20 protein-coding genes are annotated in these 20,107 nt (G+C 59.5%); 13 read left to right on the forward strand and 7 right to left on the reverse strand.

Annotated features, from left to right (window positions below):
- Positions 1-82: 82 nt before the first annotated feature.
- Genes HCR76_RS15975 through HCR76_RS15990 form a run of 4 tightly spaced genes read left to right on the forward strand, consistent with a single transcriptional unit; the run spans position 83 to position 2,944 of the window.
- Positions 83-925, forward strand: a complete 843-nt coding sequence (locus HCR76_RS15975) for a fumarylacetoacetate hydrolase family protein (protein WP_166986985.1) — start codon at positions 83-85, stop codon at positions 923-925.
- Between the two features lie 12 nt (positions 926-937).
- Positions 938-1,372, forward strand: a complete 435-nt coding sequence (locus HCR76_RS15980) for a cupin domain-containing protein (protein ID WP_166986982.1) — start codon at positions 938-940, stop codon at positions 1,370-1,372.
- 4 nt (positions 1,373-1,376) lie between these two features.
- Positions 1,377-2,153, forward strand: coding sequence for an SDR family NAD(P)-dependent oxidoreductase (locus HCR76_RS15985; protein WP_166986979.1), 777 nt, complete (start codon positions 1,377-1,379; stop codon positions 2,151-2,153).
- On the forward strand, positions 2,153-2,944 hold the full coding sequence (locus HCR76_RS15990) for an NAD(P)-binding domain-containing protein (RefSeq protein WP_166986976.1): 792 nt from the start codon (positions 2,153-2,155) through the stop codon (positions 2,942-2,944). The genes HCR76_RS15985 and HCR76_RS15990 overlap by 1 nt, the downstream gene beginning before the upstream one ends.
- Before the next feature lies 1 nt (position 2,945).
- On the opposite strand, the gene HCR76_RS15995 is transcribed toward HCR76_RS15990, so the two are convergent.
- Together HCR76_RS15995 and HCR76_RS16000 are read right to left on the reverse strand one after the other, a co-directional pair.
- Complete coding sequence (locus tag HCR76_RS15995; RefSeq protein WP_166986973.1) at positions 2,946-3,674, reverse strand: SDR family NAD(P)-dependent oxidoreductase; 729 nt, start codon at positions 3,672-3,674, stop codon at positions 2,946-2,948.
- A complete protein-coding gene (locus HCR76_RS16000) occupies positions 3,662-4,030 on the reverse strand; it encodes an NIPSNAP family protein (RefSeq protein WP_166986970.1) in 369 nt (122 codons plus the stop codon). The genes HCR76_RS15995 and HCR76_RS16000 overlap by 13 nt, the downstream gene beginning before the upstream one ends.
- 93 nt (positions 4,031-4,123) lie before the next feature.
- On the opposite strand from HCR76_RS16000, the gene HCR76_RS16005 reads away from it, so the two are divergent.
- From HCR76_RS16005 to HCR76_RS16045, 9 genes are all read left to right on the forward strand, one after another.
- Positions 4,124-4,885, forward strand: a complete 762-nt coding sequence (locus HCR76_RS16005; protein WP_166986968.1) for an IclR family transcriptional regulator — start codon at positions 4,124-4,126, stop codon at positions 4,883-4,885.
- 156 nt (positions 4,886-5,041) lie between these two features.
- Complete coding sequence (locus HCR76_RS16010) at positions 5,042-5,932, forward strand: LysR family transcriptional regulator (protein ID WP_166986965.1); 891 nt, start codon at positions 5,042-5,044, stop codon at positions 5,930-5,932.
- Positions 5,933-6,072: 140 nt separating this feature from the next.
- The gene (locus HCR76_RS16015; protein ID WP_166986962.1) at positions 6,073-8,112 is read left to right on the forward strand and encodes an oxidoreductase; all 2,040 of its coding nucleotides are present in this window, start codon (positions 6,073-6,075) and stop codon (positions 8,110-8,112) included.
- The gene (locus HCR76_RS16020; protein ID WP_166986959.1) at positions 8,112-9,506 is read left to right on the forward strand and encodes a dihydroorotase; all 1,395 of its coding nucleotides are present in this window, start codon (positions 8,112-8,114) and stop codon (positions 9,504-9,506) included. Before HCR76_RS16015 ends, HCR76_RS16020 begins: the two co-directional genes overlap by 1 nt.
- On the forward strand, positions 9,503-10,219 hold the full coding sequence (locus HCR76_RS16025; RefSeq protein ID WP_166986957.1) for a cysteine hydrolase family protein: 717 nt from the start codon (positions 9,503-9,505) through the stop codon (positions 10,217-10,219). The genes HCR76_RS16020 and HCR76_RS16025 overlap by 4 nt, the downstream gene beginning before the upstream one ends.
- 4 nt (positions 10,220-10,223) lie before the next feature.
- Positions 10,224-10,667, forward strand: a complete 444-nt coding sequence (locus HCR76_RS16030; protein ID WP_166986954.1) for an OsmC family peroxiredoxin — start codon at positions 10,224-10,226, stop codon at positions 10,665-10,667.
- A 2-nt stretch (positions 10,668-10,669) separates the two neighbouring features.
- Complete coding sequence (locus HCR76_RS16035) at positions 10,670-11,452, forward strand: SDR family NAD(P)-dependent oxidoreductase (protein WP_166986951.1); 783 nt, start codon at positions 10,670-10,672, stop codon at positions 11,450-11,452.
- Entirely contained in the window at positions 11,446-12,243 is a 798-nt protein-coding gene (locus tag HCR76_RS16040; protein ID WP_434063530.1) for an isocitrate lyase/PEP mutase family protein, read from the forward strand. Before HCR76_RS16035 ends, HCR76_RS16040 begins: the two co-directional genes overlap by 7 nt.
- A gap of 21 nt (positions 12,244-12,264) precedes the next feature.
- The gene (locus HCR76_RS16045) at positions 12,265-13,572 is read left to right on the forward strand and encodes an MFS transporter (RefSeq protein ID WP_166986948.1); all 1,308 of its coding nucleotides are present in this window, start codon (positions 12,265-12,267) and stop codon (positions 13,570-13,572) included.
- Between the two features lie 55 nt (positions 13,573-13,627).
- On the opposite strand, the gene HCR76_RS16050 is transcribed toward HCR76_RS16045, so the two are convergent.
- The 5 genes from HCR76_RS16050 to HCR76_RS16070 form a co-directional block, all read right to left on the reverse strand.
- Positions 13,628-14,605 carry an NAD-dependent epimerase/dehydratase family protein gene (locus HCR76_RS16050; RefSeq protein WP_166986945.1) on the reverse strand — a complete coding sequence of 326 codons (978 nt, stop codon included), beginning with the start codon at positions 14,603-14,605 and terminating at the stop codon, positions 13,628-13,630.
- A 113-nt stretch (positions 14,606-14,718) separates the two neighbouring features.
- Positions 14,719-16,152: a xylulokinase gene (locus tag HCR76_RS16055; RefSeq protein WP_166986942.1), complete on the reverse strand. Its 1,434-nt coding sequence runs from the start codon at positions 16,150-16,152 to the stop codon at positions 14,719-14,721.
- An 8-nt stretch (positions 16,153-16,160) separates the two neighbouring features.
- Positions 16,161-17,861: a thiamine pyrophosphate-binding protein gene (locus HCR76_RS16060; RefSeq protein WP_166986939.1), complete on the reverse strand. Its 1,701-nt coding sequence runs from the start codon at positions 17,859-17,861 to the stop codon at positions 16,161-16,163.
- 26 nt (positions 17,862-17,887) lie between these two features.
- Complete coding sequence (locus HCR76_RS16065; RefSeq protein WP_198248083.1) at positions 17,888-18,892, reverse strand: MaoC family dehydratase; 1,005 nt, start codon at positions 18,890-18,892, stop codon at positions 17,888-17,890.
- Between the two features lie 55 nt (positions 18,893-18,947).
- Positions 18,948-20,051, reverse strand: a complete 1,104-nt coding sequence (locus HCR76_RS16070) for a GMC oxidoreductase (RefSeq protein ID WP_166986933.1) — start codon at positions 20,049-20,051, stop codon at positions 18,948-18,950.
- Between the last annotated feature and the right edge of the window lie 56 nt (positions 20,052-20,107).

Here is a 20,107-nt window from a genome sequence, read left to right on the forward strand (position 1 = left end):
GGCAACCCGAAATCGAGCGTCAGACAGTTCGCCTCACACCAGACTGGTGGCACATCATTCTGGCCACATTGAAGGAGCCTCCATGAGAATCGCCTCATTCACCCTTGACGGCTCACCGCGTTGGGGAGTCGCAGACGGTGATCGCGTGCTGGCTGCGCCTGCGTCGATGCCGTCGCTCAAGCGGGCGCTTCGCGAACACGGCGTCGACGTGCTGAGACAGGCTGTCGAGCCCTATCCGACGACGGCGGTGACACTCCTTACACCCGTGCCTGACGCCGACAAGATTCTTTGCGTCGGCCTCAACTACCTCGACCACATTGCCGAGACGGGACGTGAGACGCCGACCCACCCCGTCGTGTTCGCCCGGTTCGCTGATTCACTTGTGGGAAACCACGCGTCACTCATCGCTCCTCGCGAGAGCGTCAGTTTCGATTTTGAAGGCGAACTCGCCGTCGTGATCGGGCGCACGGGCAGGCGCATCGCCGCGGAACGAGCGCACAACTACATTCTTGGGTACAGCATCCTTAATGACGGGTCGATTCGCGACTTCCAGAAGCAGACACACCAGTACACACCCGGTAAAAACTTCGATGCGTCCGGGGCATTCGGACCCGTTATCGTCACGCCAGACGAGATTGGAGAGCTCGCGGGCCACCGCATCACCACAACTCTCAACGATGACGTGGTGCAGCAATCCGATCTTGGTCAGCTGTGCTTCGACGTTCCCGAACTCATCGCCCGCATCTCTACCTGGACAACCCTTCGACCGGGTGATGTCATCGCCACGGGCACACCGGGCGGCATTGGCGCTGCCCGCGACCCTCAACTATGGATGTTTCCGGGAGACCGAATCGAAGTGTCGATCGATGGCATCGGCACCTTATCGAACCCCGTCGTCGAAGACGACGATCAGATCGCTGTGTGAAAGGAGCGAACAATGACAGATCAGACTAATCTCAAGACTCTCAAGGTGAACCGCAAGGCGGACCTTGTCGAGGCACCAGGCCAGACACCAAAGGCCATTCGCATTTCGGGGGTGAGCGTTGAGAACTCCGAGGTTGAGAACCTCTGGTTTGGTCGCGTTCACACGGGACCTGGCGAGATCTCAGCGGCCCACCACCACGGTGAAGCCGAAACTGGCGGACACGTGCTGAAGGGCCGAGGGTTCATCCGATATGGCGAACGCTACGAGACGATCGTCTACCTGGAGGAAGGTGACTTCGTGTACGTGCCGCCTTTCGTGCCACACATCGAGGGCAACGCGTCGAAGACACAGGAACTCGTCTGGCTCACTACGCGCACGCCGGAAAATATCGTCGTGAATCTCGAAAACGAGGACATTGCCGATATCGCCATTGATTACCGGGACTGAGCACATGCCACGCATAGCGTTCATCGCTGGAGGCACAAGCGGCATCGGGCGCGCGACCGCTGAGCGGCTCGTTCGAGACGGCTGGGCGGTCGCGATCGGAGGAAGAGACCACGATCGTGGCCGCTCCGTCGTCTCCGAAGTCGAAGCGGTATCGGCGGATTCAGCACTATTAGCAGTTTCACTTGACACTCGAGACGATGAATCTGTTTCCTCCGCTGTGGCTGACGTCATTGCCAGATACGGTGCGCTCGACGCGGTCGTTAATTGTGTCGGGGCAGCGCCATCCGGCACCTTTGACCAGATCAGCACCGCTGAGTGGGCTTCCGCGATAGATTCGAAGGCCATCGGCGCTGTGCGCGTGATGCAAGCTGCGTTGCCTCATCTGCGTGCCTCGTCGGCTGGACGCATCGTGAACGTCGCGGGCACGGCGGGTAAAGAACCCGGAGCAGCCATGGCCGTAGCGGGCGCAGCAAACAGCGCCATGCTTGCTCTGACGCGAGCCGCGGCAACTCAACTGGCTCCGGAGGGAATCACCGTCAACGCGGTAGCGCCGGGGCCGACGCAGACCGGTCGCTGGGACTCGCTCGTCGCAGCTGCCAGCGAGCGTGACCACCTCACTGTGGCCGAGGCCGACGAGAAGCTGCGTTCCGGGATGCCCACGAAGCGACCAACCGATCCCGACGAGGTCGCTGCTCTTATCGCTTTCCTTCTCTCGCCTGAGGCGGGTCACATTATGGGAGCCGCCATCCCCGTCGATGGCGGCCAATCGAAAGGATACTGATGACAGAGCTCATCATTGGCCTCGGCCCGATTGGTGCCGCAGTCGGCGAACGATTGCTCGCGCGACACCGAGACGTGGCAGGCTTTGAGATTGACAACAGCCGTGCGCAAGCTTTGGCCGACGAGACCGGAATGGCCGTCGCATCCACACCCCACGAGGTGCCTTGGAGAACTGTCGATGCAGTGTACATCGCTGTGCGTTTGGCGGATCAGCTTGAGAAGGTACTCGCGATGCTCCGGGAGCACGCGATGGAACGACTAACAATCGTCGTGCTCACAACACTTGCTCCAAGCGATGCCGCCAAAATTCTCTCGTCAACACCCACGTCATGGCGCGTGTTCGAAGCCCCACTCTCTGGAGGGCCTCAGGGCGCACGCGACGGGTCAATGTCACTCATGCTTGCAGGGCCCGAGCCGTCGGATACCGACCTCTCTCGGTTTGACGACATGGCCGAACGGCTCTTTTGGACTTCTCGCTACGGGCAGCCATCGCTGCTCAAGCTCTTGAACAATACGCTTGGCGCATATAACGCTCTGGCAACCGCGGCGATGCTGGATCTGGCGGTCGAGCATGATGTCTCTGCGCAACAGTTCCTCGACGTTGTGAACGCCTCGAGCGGACAGAGTTGGATGAGCACGAATTTCGACAATTTCCACTACCCAATGCTGTTCAAGGACGCCGGGCTGTTGATCGGCGACATCGGGAAGACACCCACAATCGCACTTGGTGATCGTCCAGCACACGAAGCCACCATCGAGCACGCACGTCTTACCGCTTTCGGAAGCCACTAGATCAGGGCATCGTATCTCCACCGTTGGGTGAGAACGTCTGCCCCGTGTAAAAGCTGCCACCATCGCTCAGCAGAAACTGGATGGTCGCATTGACGTCCCGCTCCGTACTGAATCGCCCGAGCGGAATCGTCGAGAGCTGCTTGTCGAGATGCTCTTTGGGCATCTTCTTCACTCGTTCAGTGAGAACAACGACGGGCGCGATCGCATTTACCGTCACTTGTGCAGGGCCAAACTCAGTGGCGAGTGCCCGAGTCAAGCCAACGACTCCCGCCTTTGCCGCTGCGTACGCAGCGTCGTTATTCACGCCTCTCACGCCGAAAATCGAGCTGGTATTGATGACCCGCCCTCCGCCGGCTTCACGCATCCGAGGCATCACCGCTCGACACAGGTAGAAGGCCGATGAGAGGTTCGCTTCGACAAGGTGGTGCCAGTCGTTGTCGGTGATGTCTTCAAGGGGCTTGAGACGGTTATCCCCAGCGAGATTCACTAGTCCGTGGGGAACTCCGTGCGCATCCATGGCCTGCTCGACGGCTCGGTCGACTTCGCTGCTTTGCGTGACATCGGCATGAAACGCGGTCACTCCCGGGAAGCGATCCCGCAGCCGTTCGCTGGACTCAACGGACGCATCGATTCCTGTGACGACGTATCCATCCTCACGCAGATCACCAACAAGGGCGGAACCAATGCCGCCTCCGGCCCCGGTGACGATGACATGTTTCATCGCTGCCATGTGAACGCCGTGCCAAAGTCATCGCACTCAACAGGGAGACTACGAATTGGTGAGAAGCTGGTCGGCTTGTAGATGGTGTTCTCCATCGATTTGATCATCGGTCTGATAATTTCGAGGCACCGTTGCCATTCGGGTTCGGCAGCCACCTCGGCGCGCCGCCGGTCACGGTCGTCGAGGCTGTCATACGCCCACAGATGCATCACTTGGTTGAGTGTTCCTATTTCACTGACGAAGTAGCCCAAAAAACCTCGTTGGATGCGACGCTGAACGGGCAAACCGATGTTCTCGTAGGCATCGAGGAAATCGGCGAGCTTAACGCCGGTGTGGAGTATGTACGTGCGCTGCTCAATGAACATAGATTGTCTCCCAGTATTGTTTATCAACACCGAGCATAGTTTCGTACACAGGAAAACTTCAATGTAAGATTCCTATTAGCGGAAAGGTAACGAATGGCAGAAACGCTGCAGTCGGTCACACACGCGCTGCGCGCACTCAAACTGCTGCGGCGCTCCCCGTCGATGGGCGTGAGCGATTTGGCGTCCGAACTTGGAGTCGGAGTATCGACGGCGCACCGCTTGCTCGCCACCCTCGTGAACGAGGGATTCGTGCGTCAGAGCTTGGGCCGCAAGTACGAACTGGGTAGCGAGATGCTCGGCACGTCTTCTGCGATCGAGCACTGCGCCGAGGTTTCCGCTCCGGTCATGCGGCGACTGAGGGATGCCTCAGGAGAGACGGTGCACCTGTCGATTGTGCGCGGCACCGAGACCTTCTTCCTCAGCGCCGTCGAGTCGAATGCAGCAGTGCGCGTCATGACGCGTGTGGGCGAGAAGCCGCCAGCGCACTCGACCGCAGCGGGCAAGGCGCTGCTCGCAAGCCTGAGCCGTTCACGCTTCGAGGAGCTCTATTCTGCACCGAACCTGGCTCGGAAGACAGAGCACACAATCGAAGACCGTGCTCTGCTCTGGACGGAGCTACAGCACGTCGCCGAATCTGGTTTCGCCACGAACCGAGCCGAATCAGAGATTGATATGTGCGCGATCGCGGTCGCGCTCCGCCGACCAGAAGGGAACCCCGTCTGCGCACTTTCGCTTGCCGCGCCGCTCTCGCGAATAAACCCGACTCGCCAGGAGGATGTCACTGACGATGAAGCGCGGTTGCTTGAGCATCTCCGAGCCTCCGCCGCAGAAATCGAAGAACTCCTGGCGTATTGACCCTCGAGATACTCCCTCGGCATTGCCGAGATCCTCGCACGTCGGCCCTATTCACAATAGGGCTTCGCAGCAGATGCACTGGGTAACGGCGGTTCGTAGATCCCGCGCATGGAGAAGCGGGTCACATACGTTGGGGCAAAAGCATAAGATCTGCTCATGGCTATTTCAACCCGACAGCTCGAGTACTTTCTGGTGACGGCCGAGCTGGGCACCATGACAGCGGCCGCCGCCGAGCTATTCGTGTCGCAGTCGGCGATCTCGCTCTCCATTAGCCAACTCGAAGCCGATCTCGGCATTGATCTATTCGTGCGTTCGAACCCGCGTCAGCTACATCTCTCGGTGGCGGGGCAGGAACTGCTCGCCGATGCCCGGCGGTTGCTCTCGGATTTTCGCGAGCTGGAAGACAATGCTCAAGCTCAGGGCTCGGTCGAGCGAGGGCGCCTATTTATCGGTTGGTACCAGACTCTCGGGCCGAGGCTTCTTCCCGGGGTGATCGAGGCATTTGAGAAGCGCTACCCCGACGTCACCGTGCACATCACTGAGGGCGGAACAACCGAGCTCTGCGCTGCTCTGCATCAGGGCTCGATCGAGCTCGCCGTTCTGTACGACCTCGATATCGATCAGTCGCTCGACACGATCAGTCTGATGGAAGCGCGCCCCTACGTGCTGGTCTCTCCCGATCACGAACTCGCGCAGCTCGATACCATTTCCATGGCGGATCTCGCGCCACATGACATGATTCTCTACGCCCCACCGGGAGAGTATTACCTCTCGCTGCTGAAATCTCATGGGGTGAACCCGCGAGTCAAGTACCGCTTCAACAATTACGAGACTGTTCGTTCGTTCACCGCACGTGGGCTCGGCTATTCAGTGCTTCATCAGCGCCAACCCGTGAACGCAAGCTACGAGGGACGCGAGCTGACGCTTCGCGAGTTCAGCGACGACGTGCCCAATCTCGGTATCTTCCTCGCCACACGGCACCTGGCCCGGCTCACCAGACGCGCCCAGGCGTTCATCGAGCAAACGAAAGCCGAGTTCCGCGACTAGCGAGTCGATGTCCGAACAGACAGGAGAAGGATTCTCTCCGTGTCATAAATTTTACTCATTGGTTCTCTAAGAACTATCTACTTGTCTTGGAACATGTAGCGCCTCAGGATGGATTTCAGAATCACGAAACTGAGGTAGCAATGAATCCTTCTTCGCTCTCGCGCGTGCTGGCACCGATGAAGATCGGGGACATCGAACTCAAGAATCGAGTTTTCGTTCCGCCGCACACGACCAACTACGCAATCGATAACGCGATAAGCCAACGCAACATCGATTACCTCACACGTAAAGCGCGTGGCGGAGCGGGGCTGATCTTCACTGAGGGCATCCGCGTGCACCCGTCGAGTCTGCGACGGTTCGGGCTAGGCGGTTACGAGCCCGAAGCTCAGCGTGGCTTCGAACGCCTCGCCGATGGCGTGCACGACGCTGGAGCAAGACTCTTCGCTCAGGTTCTGCACACCGGGCGTCATGACGGCAGCGAGTGGACAGGAATGTGGGCGCCCAGTGCGCACCCCTGGGCGTCGGGTCGCGAAGTTCCGCATTCACTTCGGACGTCTGAAATTGGGCTGCTCACTCGTGCCTACACAACTGTGACGAAGTCGCTCATCGACGCCGGATTCGACGGCGCCGAGATTCATCTCGGACACGGACACCTGCTGCAGCAGTTTCTTTCACCTGTCACGAATACGCGGACGGATGCCTATGGCGGCGATTATGCAAATCGACTGCGCTTTCCCCGCGAAATTCTCGAGGACGTCTTCAACACGATCGACGCCCCCATCGGACTTCGCATTAGCGCAGACGAGATGATGGCCGGCGGGCTCGACGTCGACGACATGCTTCAGATCTGCCATGACCTCGTTGAGGAGTTTCCCATCGCGTTTCTCCACGTCAGCCACTCGGCGTATGTCGGCGAGTACTCGCTCTCGACGCAGATGGCGGACATGTCTTTCGGTACGGCACCCTTCATGGAATACCCGCGGCGGTTCAAGAAGGAGTTCGCCGGCACGCCGATCCTCGCCGTATGCCGCGTGGATGATCTCGAAACCGCCGAGGAGATTCTCGAATCGACCTCTGCCGACATGGTCGGTATGGCTCGCGCCCACATTGCGGACCCCGACCTTGTGCTCAAGATGTCAACGGGACAAGCTGATCAGATTCGTTCGTGCATCTCGTGCAACCAAGCATGCGTCGGGCGCCTTGAGAAGACGTTGCCCATTCGCTGCGTCGTGAACCCGGAGACGGGAATGGAAGCAGAATGGGCGAGCATCCCGCAGCCAACCGAGAGTTCGAACGTGCTCATCGTGGGCGGCGGACCTGCGGGAATGGAAGCCGCCATCGCCGCTCACGATCGTGGTCACAAAGTCGTGCTTGCGGAGTCATCACCGAAGCTGGGCGGTCAGGTACGTCTCATCGAGAAACTGTCAGCCAGAGAGCGATTCGGACTGCTCACGCATGAGCTGGAGCGCGACGTGCGGACGAGAGACATCGAGCTTCGCCTTGGCATAACCATCACCACAGCAGACATCATCTCGGGACATTACGACAGCGTCATCCTGTCGACGGGTTCCTATCCCCCACCGGCCGAGAACTCCCGCATCAACGCATGGAACGCGATCAATGACCCCGATGCTCTCGCACCGCACGTTGTGATCGTGGATGATGACGGCGGATGGGCTGCTCCCTCGCTCGCACTGACGTTGGCACAGAAGGGTCGCACTGTCGACATTGTCACGACCATGGACTCGGCGTTTCCCACCATCACGGTCTACTCGCGCCTCTCCCTCTACCCGCAGCTGGAGAAAGCCGGCATCGCTTTGCACGTTCTGAGCAACGTCCCTGATGACAACTCTGCGATAGAAGAGACGTTGGGCACACGCATCCCTCTCTCGCCCAACGTCGATGTCGTTGACGTTCGCCCCCAGATCGCCGCCGACGGGCTGGCGCGCGAACTCGAAGCTCTGAACTTTGTGCTCCCCGTACACGTCGTGGGCGATGCCCACGCACCTCGTTCTGCAATGGAAGCGACATTTGAGGGGCGCGGTGCCGGCTACCTCGTCGGCGTCACCATCGGCGACGAATGGAACGGACCCGCACTTCGTGCACCCTACGTCGACAGCAGCGGCGGCGAACTCATTACCGATCTGATCACCCACGACCTAGCAAAGGCAGGAAGCTGATGTCTGACAGCGAAGAATTCGATCTCGTAATCGAAGGCGGAACCGTCGTCGATGAACAGAGTGAGCGCACTCTCAACGTCTATGTCCGAAACGGCTCGATCGCCGCCATCACTGAACCGCATGAACAACTCACAACTCGACAGACACTGGATGCACGCGGACTTTCTGTTCTGCCGGGCATGATCGATGCCCACACGCACTTCCGTACCTGGTCAAAGCACTCAGACACCTTCGGCGAGATGGCTGATGCTGCTGCCGCAGGCGGGATCACCACGGTTGCGGGTTTCGTGATGGGGATGAATGCGCACGGGACAACGCTCGCGTCGCGCGTTCGGGAATGCCTCGCTGACGCGAGCTCCACTTCTCCCATCGACTTTGCATTTCACGCGGCCATTGCCGATGAGAAGCACACGCTTGATGAGCTCAGCGAGATGGTTGAGCTGGGCGTCACATCATTCAAGATGTTCATGATCAATCGGGCCAGACGCATGATGGTCGATGATGGCTTTCTGCTCGCCGCGATGAAACACATCTCGCAGTTGGGCGGCTTGCCAATGGTGCACGCCGAACTCGAAGACCTGTCGATGGCACTTGCCGCCGAAGCCCGCGACAACCCCGCGCTGAACCACGTGCAACGGTTCGTGGCTGCCCGTCCGACATGGCTCGAGGCGGAGGCAACGCGGCGTGCCATTCAAATCGCGCACCAGGCAGACGTGCCATTGTACGTCGTGCACGTCACGTGCGAAGACGCTCTCAATGAGATTCGCCGTGCGCGGCAGCAGGGTCTCATTGTCTTTGCCGAGACGTGCCCGCAGTACCTCAGCCTCACCGAGGACGAAATGGAACGTCAGGGTGGGCTGGTGAAGGTTGCTCCCCCGCTTCGTTCGGAGCACGACCGGCGGGCGCTTGTCGACGCCGTGCTGAGCGGCGAGATCAACGTGGTCTCATCGGACCACGCGCCCTACACGCGGGAGGTGAAGACAGATACCGCGACAGACTTTCTCGACATCCCCGTCGGCATGCCCGGCACGCAGACACTCGTCGGCGTGACGTGGAAAGTGCTCTCAGAAGCCGGGGGCAGCCCACGCGACCTGGTGCGCGTGCTCGCCGCTAACCCATCGCGCGTTTTCGGATTCACGAGAAAAGGGCGGATCGAGGTTGGTGCGGACGCAGACATCACGCTCGTGAACTTCGACGACAGCACGGTCGTCAGCGCCGCCAAACTGCACGGGCCCGCGGGATACAGTGCGTACGAAGACTGGCGGTTACCCCTGCGCATTGTCGAGACGTTGCAACGCGGCCAGTCTGTACTGAAGAACGACACGGTCTGCACGAACGAGGTCGGCCGATTCATCGCGCGTACACCGAACAGCGGTGCGGAGGCACGCCGATGAGTTACCTCGACTGGAACGCCGTGCACGACACCCTCGTGCCCGACCTCGATGCGCAGGATCGAGGTGTCATCGAATCGACAAAATACGGCTCAACGCAGGGAATCGGCGAGCGCCCAGCTCTTATTCTGGTCGATTTTCAAAACGCGTATCTCGGCCTCGACCACCCCATTCTCGACCAACTCGACACCTACTCAAGCGGAGGCGGCGAGGGGGCGTGGGCGGCACTACGGCGAACACTCCCGGTTCTGGCTACAGCCCGCGGCGCCGGCGTTCCCGTTGTGCTCAGCCGAATCGCCTACCCGCGCACGGCAGAAGGCGACAACGGATTCGTGAAGAAGCGCGGAGCATCGCCTCACTTCATCGAGGGCTCAGATGGCACCCGTTACGCAGACGAACTGCAGCCGGAGCACGGCGACATTCTCGTCACGAAGCGAGCGGCTAGCTGCTTTCAAGGAACGTCACTTCATGACGCGCTCTCGGCGCTCGGCGTCGACAGCATCCTCGTTGCAGGCTTATCAACAAGCGGATGCGTTCGCGCGACGGTCGTCGACGGTGCCGCTTTGGGGTATCGATGCTCCGTCATCGTTGATGGCACTGCCGACCGCATCCAACTCTCACGACGGGTTGCCCTCTTCGACATTTGGATGAAGTACGGCGACCTCGTGATGGCGGATGCTGCAGCTCAGCTCATGGAAGCACAAAAGGAGAAGTAGAAGCATGTCACAGGTCGTTCGATCAGCAACCACATCATGGACCGGAACATTGGCGGAAGGCGAAGGTTATCTCAGCGCTGGCTCCGGCGCGATAACCTCACTCCCGCTGACATTTCCGCGACGCATGGGAGAGCCGGAAGGGTTCACCAGCCCCGAAGAACTCTTGGCGTCAACACACGCATCCTGCTTCGCCATGTCACTCGCGAGCGCCCTTGCCGGGGCGGATGCGTCGTATGTCGAACTCGTCGTCACGGTCGAGGTGTCGCTGGACAGGGTCGATGGCGCACTGGCGGTCACTCACTCTGATGTGCAGGTTGCCGTCGACTCTCAGACGATCAATCAATCGAAGCTCGACGAACTGCTCGAGTCCGCCGACAAACGATGCCCTATGTCGCAGCTGATTCGACAGGGTGCCGGAGTCACGATCAGCGGCGTTGTTGAGGGATGACGATGAGCACAAACCTCTTTGACCTGAGCGGGGCCCATGCTCTCGTCACTGGTAGCGGAGCGGGCGGGCTCGGCGCTGCGATGGCGATTGCCCTCGCTGGCGCCGGTGCCGACGTCGCCGTGCTCGAACTCGAATCGGGGAGTGAGCGAGCCGAACAAACCGCCGCGCGCATCGTTGACCACGGCGTCGAATCACTTACCGTCAGCGGAAACGTCGCTCATCAAGCATCCGTGAATCGTGCCGTGGCAACCATTGAGGAGCGGTGGGGTCACATCGACATTCTCGTCAATGCCGCGGGAATTATGTTGCGAAAGCCCAGTGTCGAAACAGACATTGACGAGTGGCAGCACGTCATGGATGTGAACCTGACGGGCACGTGGCTGGTGAGCAACCGTGTGGCACCCGGAATGCTCGAGCGTGGCTACGGCCGCGTCATCAATGTGGCGTCTCAATATGCACAGCTGGCCGGACCCATGCCTGAGCCCGCCTATTACGCGTCGAAGGGTGGCGTCGCCAACCTGACACGTGGACTCGCAAGCGAATGGGGCAGTCGGGGCATTACCGTGAACTGCATTGCTCCGGGCACCTTCTACCCGACCGCAATGACCCGCCCGCTGGCCGAAGACCCTGACCGGTTGACATGGATGAGTTCTCGAACCCTTCTCGGTCGCCTGGGGAACCCTGCGGCTGACTTATCGGGGCCCACAGTGTTTCTCGCGAGCGAAGCAAGTGCCTACGTGACTGGCGCATTAATTCCCGTCGATGGCGGGTGGACATCGTGGTGATCGATACATTCTCTGACGTCCCCGCTCGCGTCGAGAAGGCTCGGACGCTGCGAGTTCTCCATCACGCACCAGAGTTGCTCAGTCTGATCAACGTCTGGGATGCGGCATCCGCTCGAGTGATTGCCGAGCTCGCAGGCACGCAGGCAATTGCGACGGCCGGGCACTCGATAGCCGCCTCACTCGGGTATCTCGATGGAGACGTGCCGCTCGACGAAATGCTCAACGTCGTGCGTCGCATCGCGGCAGCCGTAGACGTGCCGGTAACCGCCGACCTCGACGACGGCTATGGTAACGCCGGCGAAACTGTTCGACGAGCGGTGTCGTGCGGCATCGTCGGCGTCAACATTGAAGATCGCCTTCGCCCCCTTGACGAATCGGCGCGCGCAATTCAAAGCGCCGTCGACGGTGCCGCGTCAGAGGGCGTTCCCGTCGTTGTCAACGCGCGTACCGACGCATTCGTCATTGATCGCCACCGCCCGGTGGACGCGATGGTCTCTGACGCGATCGAGCGGGGCCGCGCCTACTGCGATGCCGGAGCCGATTGTGTTTTCGTACCGGGCAACTTCGACGCACACATTGTGAAACGACTCGTCGCGGGAATCGGCTTGCGCCAAGTCAGCGTGATCGGCCTTCCTTTAATACCTCCCCCGGCCCAACTCCAGGAACTCGGTGTCGCACGGGTTTCTTACGGGCAATTCACACAACGCGTCGCGCTCGGGTCGCTGCACGACCTGGCGCGCGCATTACTCGACGGCGGGACATTGCCGTCGGGCATCCCCGAATTGAACTAATTACCCTAAGAGAAATGGACAATGATGTCGAAAAATCTTCAAGACTCTGAAACAGCGTCTGCTCCACGTGTGGATGACGCCCGTAAAGTCGTGCTTGCCTCAATGATCGGCAACGCGATGGAATGGTACGACTTTGCGGTCTACGGCTACTTCGCCGTGGTGATTGGCGAACAATTTTTCTCTGCTGGCACGCCCACGGTGCAGTTGCTCTCATCGTTCGCCGTATTCGGTGTGGGGTTTGTCGCCCGCCCCTTGGGTGCCGTTGTATTCGGACACTTCGGCGACGTGCATGGTCGTAAGAAGGCGTTCTCGGTTTCTCTGCTGCTCATGTGCGCGGCAACGTTCTTAATGGGGTTGCTGCCAAACCACGAGACGGCCGGAACATTCGCCGTCGTCGCACTCGTGGTTCTTCGCCTGCTGCAGGGATTCTCCAACGGTGGCGAGTTTGGCGGGTCAGTTGCGTACTTGACCGAGAATGCGCCCCCGACGAAGCGCGGCTTCTGGGGCAGCTTTCAGCAGAACAGCCTCGTTATCGGACTGATGATCGGAACGATTGTGAGCGTAACGATTACGTCTACTCTCACAGCCGACCAGCTTTCTGCATGGGGCTGGAGACTTCCATTCCTTGCAGGAGTGCTTCTCGGAATTCCGGGCTATTACATTCGAATGAAGCTGGCCGACACGGCGGAGTACACAGAAAAGGTCGTGAACCCCGGAGAAAAGACTCGTCGGCCCATTCTCGAGGCACTTCAGCTGCATTGGAAAGACATGTTCCGTGCATTCTGGCTACCAGCATCGCCCGCGTTCTATGTGATGATGACGTTTCTGCCGACATATCTGGCCACGCAATTGTTTTACACCGCGACCGAAGGCCTCTTGATCACCCTGGCAATGCAGATCATCTATGTGGGCATGATGCCGCTCTCGGGCAAGCTCTCAGACAAGATTGGCCGTAAGCCAGTGATGCTTGGCGGCTACTCACTGGCGGCAATTGCGATCTATCCCGTGTTCATGGCGTTCGCGCTGCAGAGTGTGCCTATCGCCATCCTCGCGGTTATTCCAATGTCAGTGGCACTGTCGGGAATGTTCGCTCCGTTGGCAGCGCTGATCACGGAGCTCTTCCCCGCGCGGATCCGGTATACCGCGCTTTCTGTGCCGTACAACATTCACGCAGCAATCCTGGGTGGGTTCACCCCGTATATCGCTACTCTTCTGATCAGCGTCACCGGGTGGAACGCAGCTCCCACGTTGCTCGTGATCGGAATTTCGGTCGTGTGCTTCATCGTCGTCTCGACGTTCCCCGAAACGCGAGGCCGCAAACTCACGTGATCTGAGGCCCAAGGATAGCGCGGACACAACCACTACGAGTGAATTGAATCATGGGTCAGCCGAACCGAGCTACAAGGTGGTCGTATGCTGAATCAACCTTCTCGTCCACTTTGCGCCGTTCAGCCGTAGAGTACCAATCGATAATTTCGCGCGCGCCTTCGGCGAATGGTGTTCTCGCGACCCATCCAGGCACTAGCCGACGAATCTTCGCGTTGTCGAACCAGACCGAATGCGAGTAGTCGCCCAGTAATCGGCCGCCAAATTCTGGAAGTTCGCGAGCGATCGTGTCGCTGGCCACGCGCACAATCTGCGCCTCAACGTTGAGGAGCCGAGCAAAAGTGCGAACGATCTCGTTCCAGGTGAGGTGTTCGTCAGATGTGATGTGTATGGCACTGCCGATGACGTGTGGATTACCCAGAAGCTCGACAAATGCTTCGGCAAAGTCGCGAGAATGAGTCAATGTCCACCACGTGGTGCCGTCCCCGTGAACCACAATGGGCTTTCCTGCCAGCATCCGGTGGAGCGATGTCCAACCGCCAATGAGAGGCATGTTGCCCCCATCATACGTGTGCGACGGCCGGACAGTTGTGAACGGAAACCCGGTCTCGCGATAGGCCTCGGTCAAGAGGTCCTCGCCAGCGATCTTGTCGCGGGAATACTGCCAGTACGGATTTCGCAGTGGTGTGCTCTCAGTAATCGGAAGCGCTGCAACAGGCTTCTGATATGCCGACGCAGACGAAAGGAATACGTACTGGCTAATCGTTCCGGCGAACGTCTCTATGTCAGCCACCACATGCTCGGGCCTGTAGGCACGAAAATTGACAACTACATCGAACTCGTGGCCGGCAATCGCGCGGCGAATGCTTCCAGGATCATCAGCGTCACCGCGAAGTTCGATGATGCCGTCAACGACCGAGCGCTCGTGAGAGACTCCACGGTTGATATTTGTGACCTGCCACCCCCGCTCGAGGGCGCGTTTCGCAACCCACCACGAAATTATTCCGTTACCACCGATTATCAACAGTCGTTGCATCGCGGGTTGTTCCTCTCGAGAACCTGTCTGCGAGAACGAAGCTCGTCTCTCGCGTTCTATGCCGGCGTTGCCTTCTTGCGCCACCATCTGGCTTGCAACTCACACAGCGCGGGCTATCCAGCTAAGCCCAGTTCAGTGCGCCAGGCGAGATGCAGGCTTTCATATGCTTCAACGGATACCGAGTCCGGCTGAATCACGCTACGTCGCCCCTTCCCTCCAAACTGCGTCACGTCAGCTCCGGCCCCGTCAAAGGCCAGGAGCGCTGCGCCGAGAATCGTGACATCTGGCTCCTCGCACACCTCGATCGTTCGGCCGAGCACATTCGCGCGAAGCTGGGCGAGCGTAAGCGAGCGGGCTGCACCTCCGGCCAAAACCAGGGTTGCAGTGCCTCCCGGGTCGAGCACATCGACGCCGTCTCTCACAACGTGCGCAGCTCCTTCTGCGGCAGCAAGCAGAAAGTGATCCACACGATGCTCATCGCGCTGCCCGTAAACGGCGCCTGCACGACCTGCTCGCCAGTATGGGAATCGGGCCCCGGACAGACTCGGATCAATGACGAGGCCGGCGGCCCCCGGCCCGATCCGTTCGTGCGCGGACTCTATAAGCTTCACGGCATCCGTCACGCTCTCTAAGCCGAAGAGCGTGCTCCATCGGGTAAGTGCGCCTCCGGTCGCGCCGGTAGGCCCACCCACACTGAAGCCTCCGAGTGGATAAGGGTTCACGACCGTGCCAGCCGGTGCAGTAACCGGATCAGGAGTTATGCGCAACAGAACGTCCGTCGTGCCCGCGATATCTGCAACAAGGTCGTCACGATTGCGCAGTACGAATGCGGCACCTGCGGACCCGTCAGTAGCGCCAGCTACCACCACGATACCCTCTCCCAGACCAAGCTCACGGGCGATGTGCGAAGAAACAGCTCCAACCACATCATTTGCGGCCTTTTGATCTGGAAGTTGGGCCGGAGAAAGTCCCGCCAACGCGATCATTTTGGCCGACCATTCCCTGTCGGCCACCGCACTAAGACCCGAATAGGCGGCCGAGGTTCTATCCGTACTAAAACGACCCGTCAGCCTCGCGACGATAAAGTCTTTTGGAGTAAGCACCTGAGAAACGCGGTCGGCCATCGCTGGCTCAGCATGCCTCAGTGCAAGAAACGCACCACCCGCACCTCCACTAAGGATCGGTCGCCCTGTCTCGTGCAGCAGAGAGGATAGTTCATCCCCAGCTGCTTCTCTGATGAGATCCACTCCGACTGAATCGGCCCAACCACGCCCTGGTCCAACCGATTCGCCCTCCTCATCGACAAACACCGTCCCCACATGGCCAGCGATACCCATCGCCGCTACAGCATCTCGAGCTTCATCGGGCAAGCTGAGCACGGTCGTGACGACGTCGCTCCACAGTGTTTCTGGTACGAACTCGACACCGGAGACTGCATCAAACCGTGCTACTCGCGCTGAAGCCAGTACCGCCCCGGCACCGTCAACGATGGCACTGCGCACCGTCGACGAGCCGATATCGATCGACAACACAAGCGGGGCGGTCATTGTGTCACCTACTGGCCACTCGCTTCATAAGGCATGAACGCAGGATACGTCCACGCATTCGCCGAACGGTCGAGCGGCACATCAATCAAGGCGGGACTGCTGCCTCGGAGAACCTCGCCGACACGACGCACGAGGGTGTCGAGGTCCGGAGCCGTCTCACCGTCGACTCCCATGCCGCGCGCAACGAGACCGAAGTCGACAGAACCGAAGTCGACGCCAATTGTGCGCCCGTCAAAGTGCAGTTCCTGCTCCTGGCGAATGTTGCCATAACTGGAATCATTCAACACGACTATGCACACAGGGCCGCCGACGCGCGCAAGGGTCTCCAGCTCACCGGCGCTCATCCCGAGCGAGCCGTCGCCGATGAGTGCTAGTACGGGTCGACCAGGATCGATCGTCGCCGACGCGATTGCCGACGGGAGCGCGAACCCCATATTCCCGAAGCCAACCGGCTTGATGTAACTGTTGGGCTCGATGATCTGCCAGAGAAACGACCAAACCCCGGGATTGCCCGCATCAGGTATGAGGAGCGTGTCATCCGGCGCGGCCTTGCGAAGACCTCTCACGATGTCCGCCGGTGAGAGAGGCGCTACGTGATCTCCAGGCGTGACGGCGGAACTCTCCCACCACACGCGATTCGCCTCCTGCAATTCGGAAACCCAAGCACCTCGCTTCTCTCGTTCATTTGCAGCGCGATTCCCGACGGCCTGAAGCGTGGCCTCTGTGAAGGATGCAATGTCGGAAATGATTCCGGCGGTCACCTCACCGTAATAGCGTCCGATCATCGCAGGGTCGATATCCACTTGAATGACCTCAGGGAGGACTCGACGCCAGCGAGTTGTTGACACTGCATTGAGACTGTTACCCAGAGCGAGAACGAGGTCTGCGTCGCTGAGCACGCGAGTCGAGATCGTGGTGCCCATCCGACTCACGGCGCCAAAGACAAGTGGATGCGTTGTCGGGACAGCGCCGATACCGTTGAACGTGGTTACGACTGGGATGTTGAGGGCTTCCGCAAGCTTGAGGACAGCATCGGATGCATTGCCACGGTTACCGCCGTTTCCAAGCCAAATGACCGGGCGTTCAGCCGCAACGAGACGCTCAACTGCGGTGGCGAGACCCACTGCGTTGGGGGCCGGACGCTGCGAGACCCACTCTCGGGCGGGATGCACTTCAGGGATAGCCGGGGGTTCCGTGACTACGCCCTCAATGGTGTCACGCGCGAAATCCAGGTGCACCGGGCCCGGATTACCCGCCATGGCGTTGACGTAGCTCTCCTCCATGGCCTGCTTGATCGAGGAGGCGTGCGCCACCAGCCGGCTGTACTTCACCAGTGGTTTGAACAGCTCAACATGATCAGCGTTCTGCGCGTCGTCCTTGTGGATGTTCTCGCCATTGTTGTTGCATGTGAGGACAAAGCCCGGACTTGAGTCGCGGAATGCTCCTCCCACACCGGTGAGGAGGTTGGTCGCGCCTGGGCCAGTGGTCGAAATACAGGCAGCAGGTTCACCAGTCAGACGCCCATAGGCATCCATCATTACCGCCGCCGCATTCTCGTGTCTGGTGTGGATGAGCTCAATGCCCGGTGTATCGATAATCGCATCGGTTATCGCCAAGGTCTGCCCGCCAACGACGCCGAATACGTGGCGGACGCCGAGCGAGACGAGCATATCGACAACAATCTGGCCGCCGGTCTTGGGGTTTGTCATATGTGGGTCTCCATTGTGATAGATGGTCAATTAGTGGGGAGCTTTGCGGATGCCCAGCCGACTGTCGTGAGCCGGCCAGCAGAATTGCGGGCCCAAACATCGAGTAAGGCGATATTGCCCCCGTCGTCACATGGATTTATCGCCGTGATGATTCCGCTGATGGTTATTGGTTCGAACACATTGACTGGCGCGAGAAACTTGACGCGCAGCCAGCCAGTTGTAAAGAACGATGCTCCGAACGCGTGCGCCAGCCGCTGAGCAAAGAGGCCGAACTGCTGAGCGCCCTGCACAATTGGCTGCCGGAGTCCGCCCTCGCGCGCAGTCGCGAGGTTGTTGTGAATATTCGTGACGTACTCGCCAAGTCGCGAGAACACAGCGGCTTGCTCGAATGTCACGGTCCTGATCAGTGGAGTGAGGACGTCCCCCACTCGAGCGCCTTCGAGAGTAGCGACCTGCCGTGAGCTTGCTGGGACTTCACCAGTTACAGGCCGATCTGCACTTGTTGTGCTCCCTCGCCCGGCTACCGCACCAGGCATCGTCCTGAGAATTTCAATGCCGCGATGTCGAACGATGCTTCTCCCATCATCGCCCACAGCACGGGCTTCCATGACGACATAGCCGTGATTTCGGCGTTCGTACGCGTCTGTATAGCCAGCGCTGAGCGTGACAACTTCGTCCAATCGAACCGGATTGTCGAACCACATCTCTTCCTCCGTGTGGAGGCCAACAACCTTGCTCGCCGCATACACGTTGGTGAACATCTGCACGAGGTCATTACAGAGGAGGGCCGCTTGCCCGATACGTCCCCCGAAAGGACTGTCGTTCATATACCAGGAGTGGTACTCGTCTTGAGTAAATGCGTATCGCTTGATCTTGTGATCGTCGACAACTTCACTGACTGTTCCCAGATCCTCAGGAACAACGAGATTCTCAAACACCGGGTCCTTTCGACCCGATTCCAATTGCTCGATCGCGAGATCGGGAACGCGACGCGGATCTGTGAGATCCCGCCAACGTGATTCCTCGATCAACAGTGCCTCCATTTCGTAGTCGACTAGTAGTCTATACCAATTTTTGTCGTTAGCTCTATACGATGTGCGCCGCTGCGCGCACCGCTAGGGCAACTGTCGTGGCTGTCGGGTTGCATGCGGTTGGAGTCGGAATGACGCCATTGCCGCCGACAGAGAGGCCGTCGACACCCCACACACGTCCGAAACTGTCACAGACGCTCGCACCATCATCCGTCTCGCCCATTCGAACAGATCCCATGATGTGATACGACGCCCCATCCTGAAGGAGAGCGGGCCCTCCGCCGACGAAACTGCCGAGCGCATCCCGTACATTCTCGTGGGCGGCCATCATGTTGTGAACCGTCGCATGATCACGGTCGTTCAGTTGATAGTGGATTCGAAGAGCAGGCATTCCGTAAGCATCCGTTTCTCTGTCGCTGAACCCGATACGGTCGCGCGAGTCGAGTTCTTTGCACCCAAAGAGCACGACGCCCACGTAGGATCCCGGCCAGGGTGATGCGTGCTCATCGAGTGCGATGGGTGATGCATCGAGCTGCATCACCTGAACCGAAAAAGGGAAGTTTTCTCTGTCGTAGGGAATCCATGTGACTCCCGCATCGCGATCGAGCCCGCCAGCAGAAGCCTCTGACTCCCCCCGCGCCAGCTCTCGAAAGCGATCATCGAGCTGCACGAACGACCGAGCATCGAGGTGATCGTTCACGTAGCGACCGAGCGCTTGAGGCCGGATGCCGGATGCGTACATGAGTTGTGGCGTGCGATACGCGTCTGCAGCGACAAAAACATGATCGCTGGAAACACGATATTCTTCGCCGCTGACCAGGTTACGAAGCTGCACACCGACAACACGATCACCCTTGCAAACAAGCGAGGTAGCTAGCGTGTTTGCGCGAAGCTCGAATCGTTCACTCGGCGACGCGAAAAGTCTTTCGAGAAGCTTCTCCGTACCGGCGAACCCAAGCCTGCCATCAGCGTCTGGGGTCAGTGCCAGTGGCATAGCCTGAACAGGTCGCTTCACGAAGCTATCGAACTTCGCGCCAAGCGCTGTCTGTACGCCCATGGCCAGCGCTGATTCATCAAAGGCGCGCTGCGTCACCGAAAGTAGCCGGTATCCAGCAGCGAAATCGTGGGCAAACTCGTCGGCGGGAATGAAAGGAATCAACTCACCTTTGCCTGGGGCAGGACAAGCGCACGACCAGTGCGCGCCCATTCCACCCA

Origin of the sequence: Paramicrobacterium chengjingii, from assembly GCF_011751765.2 — a bacterium.
GTDB classification, from domain to species: domain Bacteria; phylum Actinomycetota; class Actinomycetes; order Actinomycetales; family Microbacteriaceae; genus Paramicrobacterium; species Paramicrobacterium chengjingii.

Bases quoted from the DNA above. Each gene is read 5' to 3' on its own strand.
- HCR76_RS16025 (WP_166986957.1), top strand. From the start codon at position 9,503: ATGAGTTACCTCGACTGGAACGCCGTGCACGACACCCTCGTGCCCGAC.
- HCR76_RS15990 (WP_166986976.1), top strand. From the start codon at position 2,153: ATGACAGAGCTCATCATTGGCCTCGGCCCGATTGGTGCCGCAGTCGGC.
- HCR76_RS16045 (WP_166986948.1), top strand. From the start codon at position 12,265: ATGATGTCGAAAAATCTTCAAGACTCTGAAACAGCGTCTGCTCCACGT.
- HCR76_RS16060 (WP_166986939.1), bottom strand. From the start codon at position 17,861: ATGACAAACCCCAAGACCGGCGGCCAGATTGTTGTCGATATGCTCGTC.
- HCR76_RS16010 (WP_166986965.1), top strand. From the start codon at position 5,042: ATGGCTATTTCAACCCGACAGCTCGAGTACTTTCTGGTGACGGCCGAG.
- HCR76_RS16055 (WP_166986942.1), bottom strand. From the start codon at position 16,152: ATGACCGCCCCGCTTGTGTTGTCGATCGATATCGGCTCGTCGACGGTG.
- HCR76_RS16030 (WP_166986954.1), top strand. From the start codon at position 10,224: ATGTCACAGGTCGTTCGATCAGCAACCACATCATGGACCGGAACATTG.
- HCR76_RS16005 (WP_166986968.1), top strand. From the start codon at position 4,124: ATGGCAGAAACGCTGCAGTCGGTCACACACGCGCTGCGCGCACTCAAA.
- HCR76_RS16050 (WP_166986945.1), bottom strand. From the start codon at position 14,605: ATGCAACGACTGTTGATAATCGGTGGTAACGGAATAATTTCGTGGTGG.
- HCR76_RS16000 (WP_166986970.1), bottom strand. From the start codon at position 4,030: ATGTTCATTGAGCAGCGCACGTACATACTCCACACCGGCGTTAAGCTC.
- HCR76_RS16035 (WP_166986951.1), top strand. From the start codon at position 10,670: ATGAGCACAAACCTCTTTGACCTGAGCGGGGCCCATGCTCTCGTCACT.
- HCR76_RS16015 (WP_166986962.1), top strand. From the start codon at position 6,073: ATGAATCCTTCTTCGCTCTCGCGCGTGCTGGCACCGATGAAGATCGGG.
- HCR76_RS15975 (WP_166986985.1), top strand. From the start codon at position 83: ATGAGAATCGCCTCATTCACCCTTGACGGCTCACCGCGTTGGGGAGTC.
- HCR76_RS15985 (WP_166986979.1), top strand. From the start codon at position 1,377: ATGCCACGCATAGCGTTCATCGCTGGAGGCACAAGCGGCATCGGGCGC.
- HCR76_RS15980 (WP_166986982.1), top strand. From the start codon at position 938: ATGACAGATCAGACTAATCTCAAGACTCTCAAGGTGAACCGCAAGGCG.
- HCR76_RS15995 (WP_166986973.1), bottom strand. From the start codon at position 3,674: ATGGCAGCGATGAAACATGTCATCGTCACCGGGGCCGGAGGCGGCATT.
- HCR76_RS16020 (WP_166986959.1), top strand. From the start codon at position 8,112: ATGTCTGACAGCGAAGAATTCGATCTCGTAATCGAAGGCGGAACCGTC.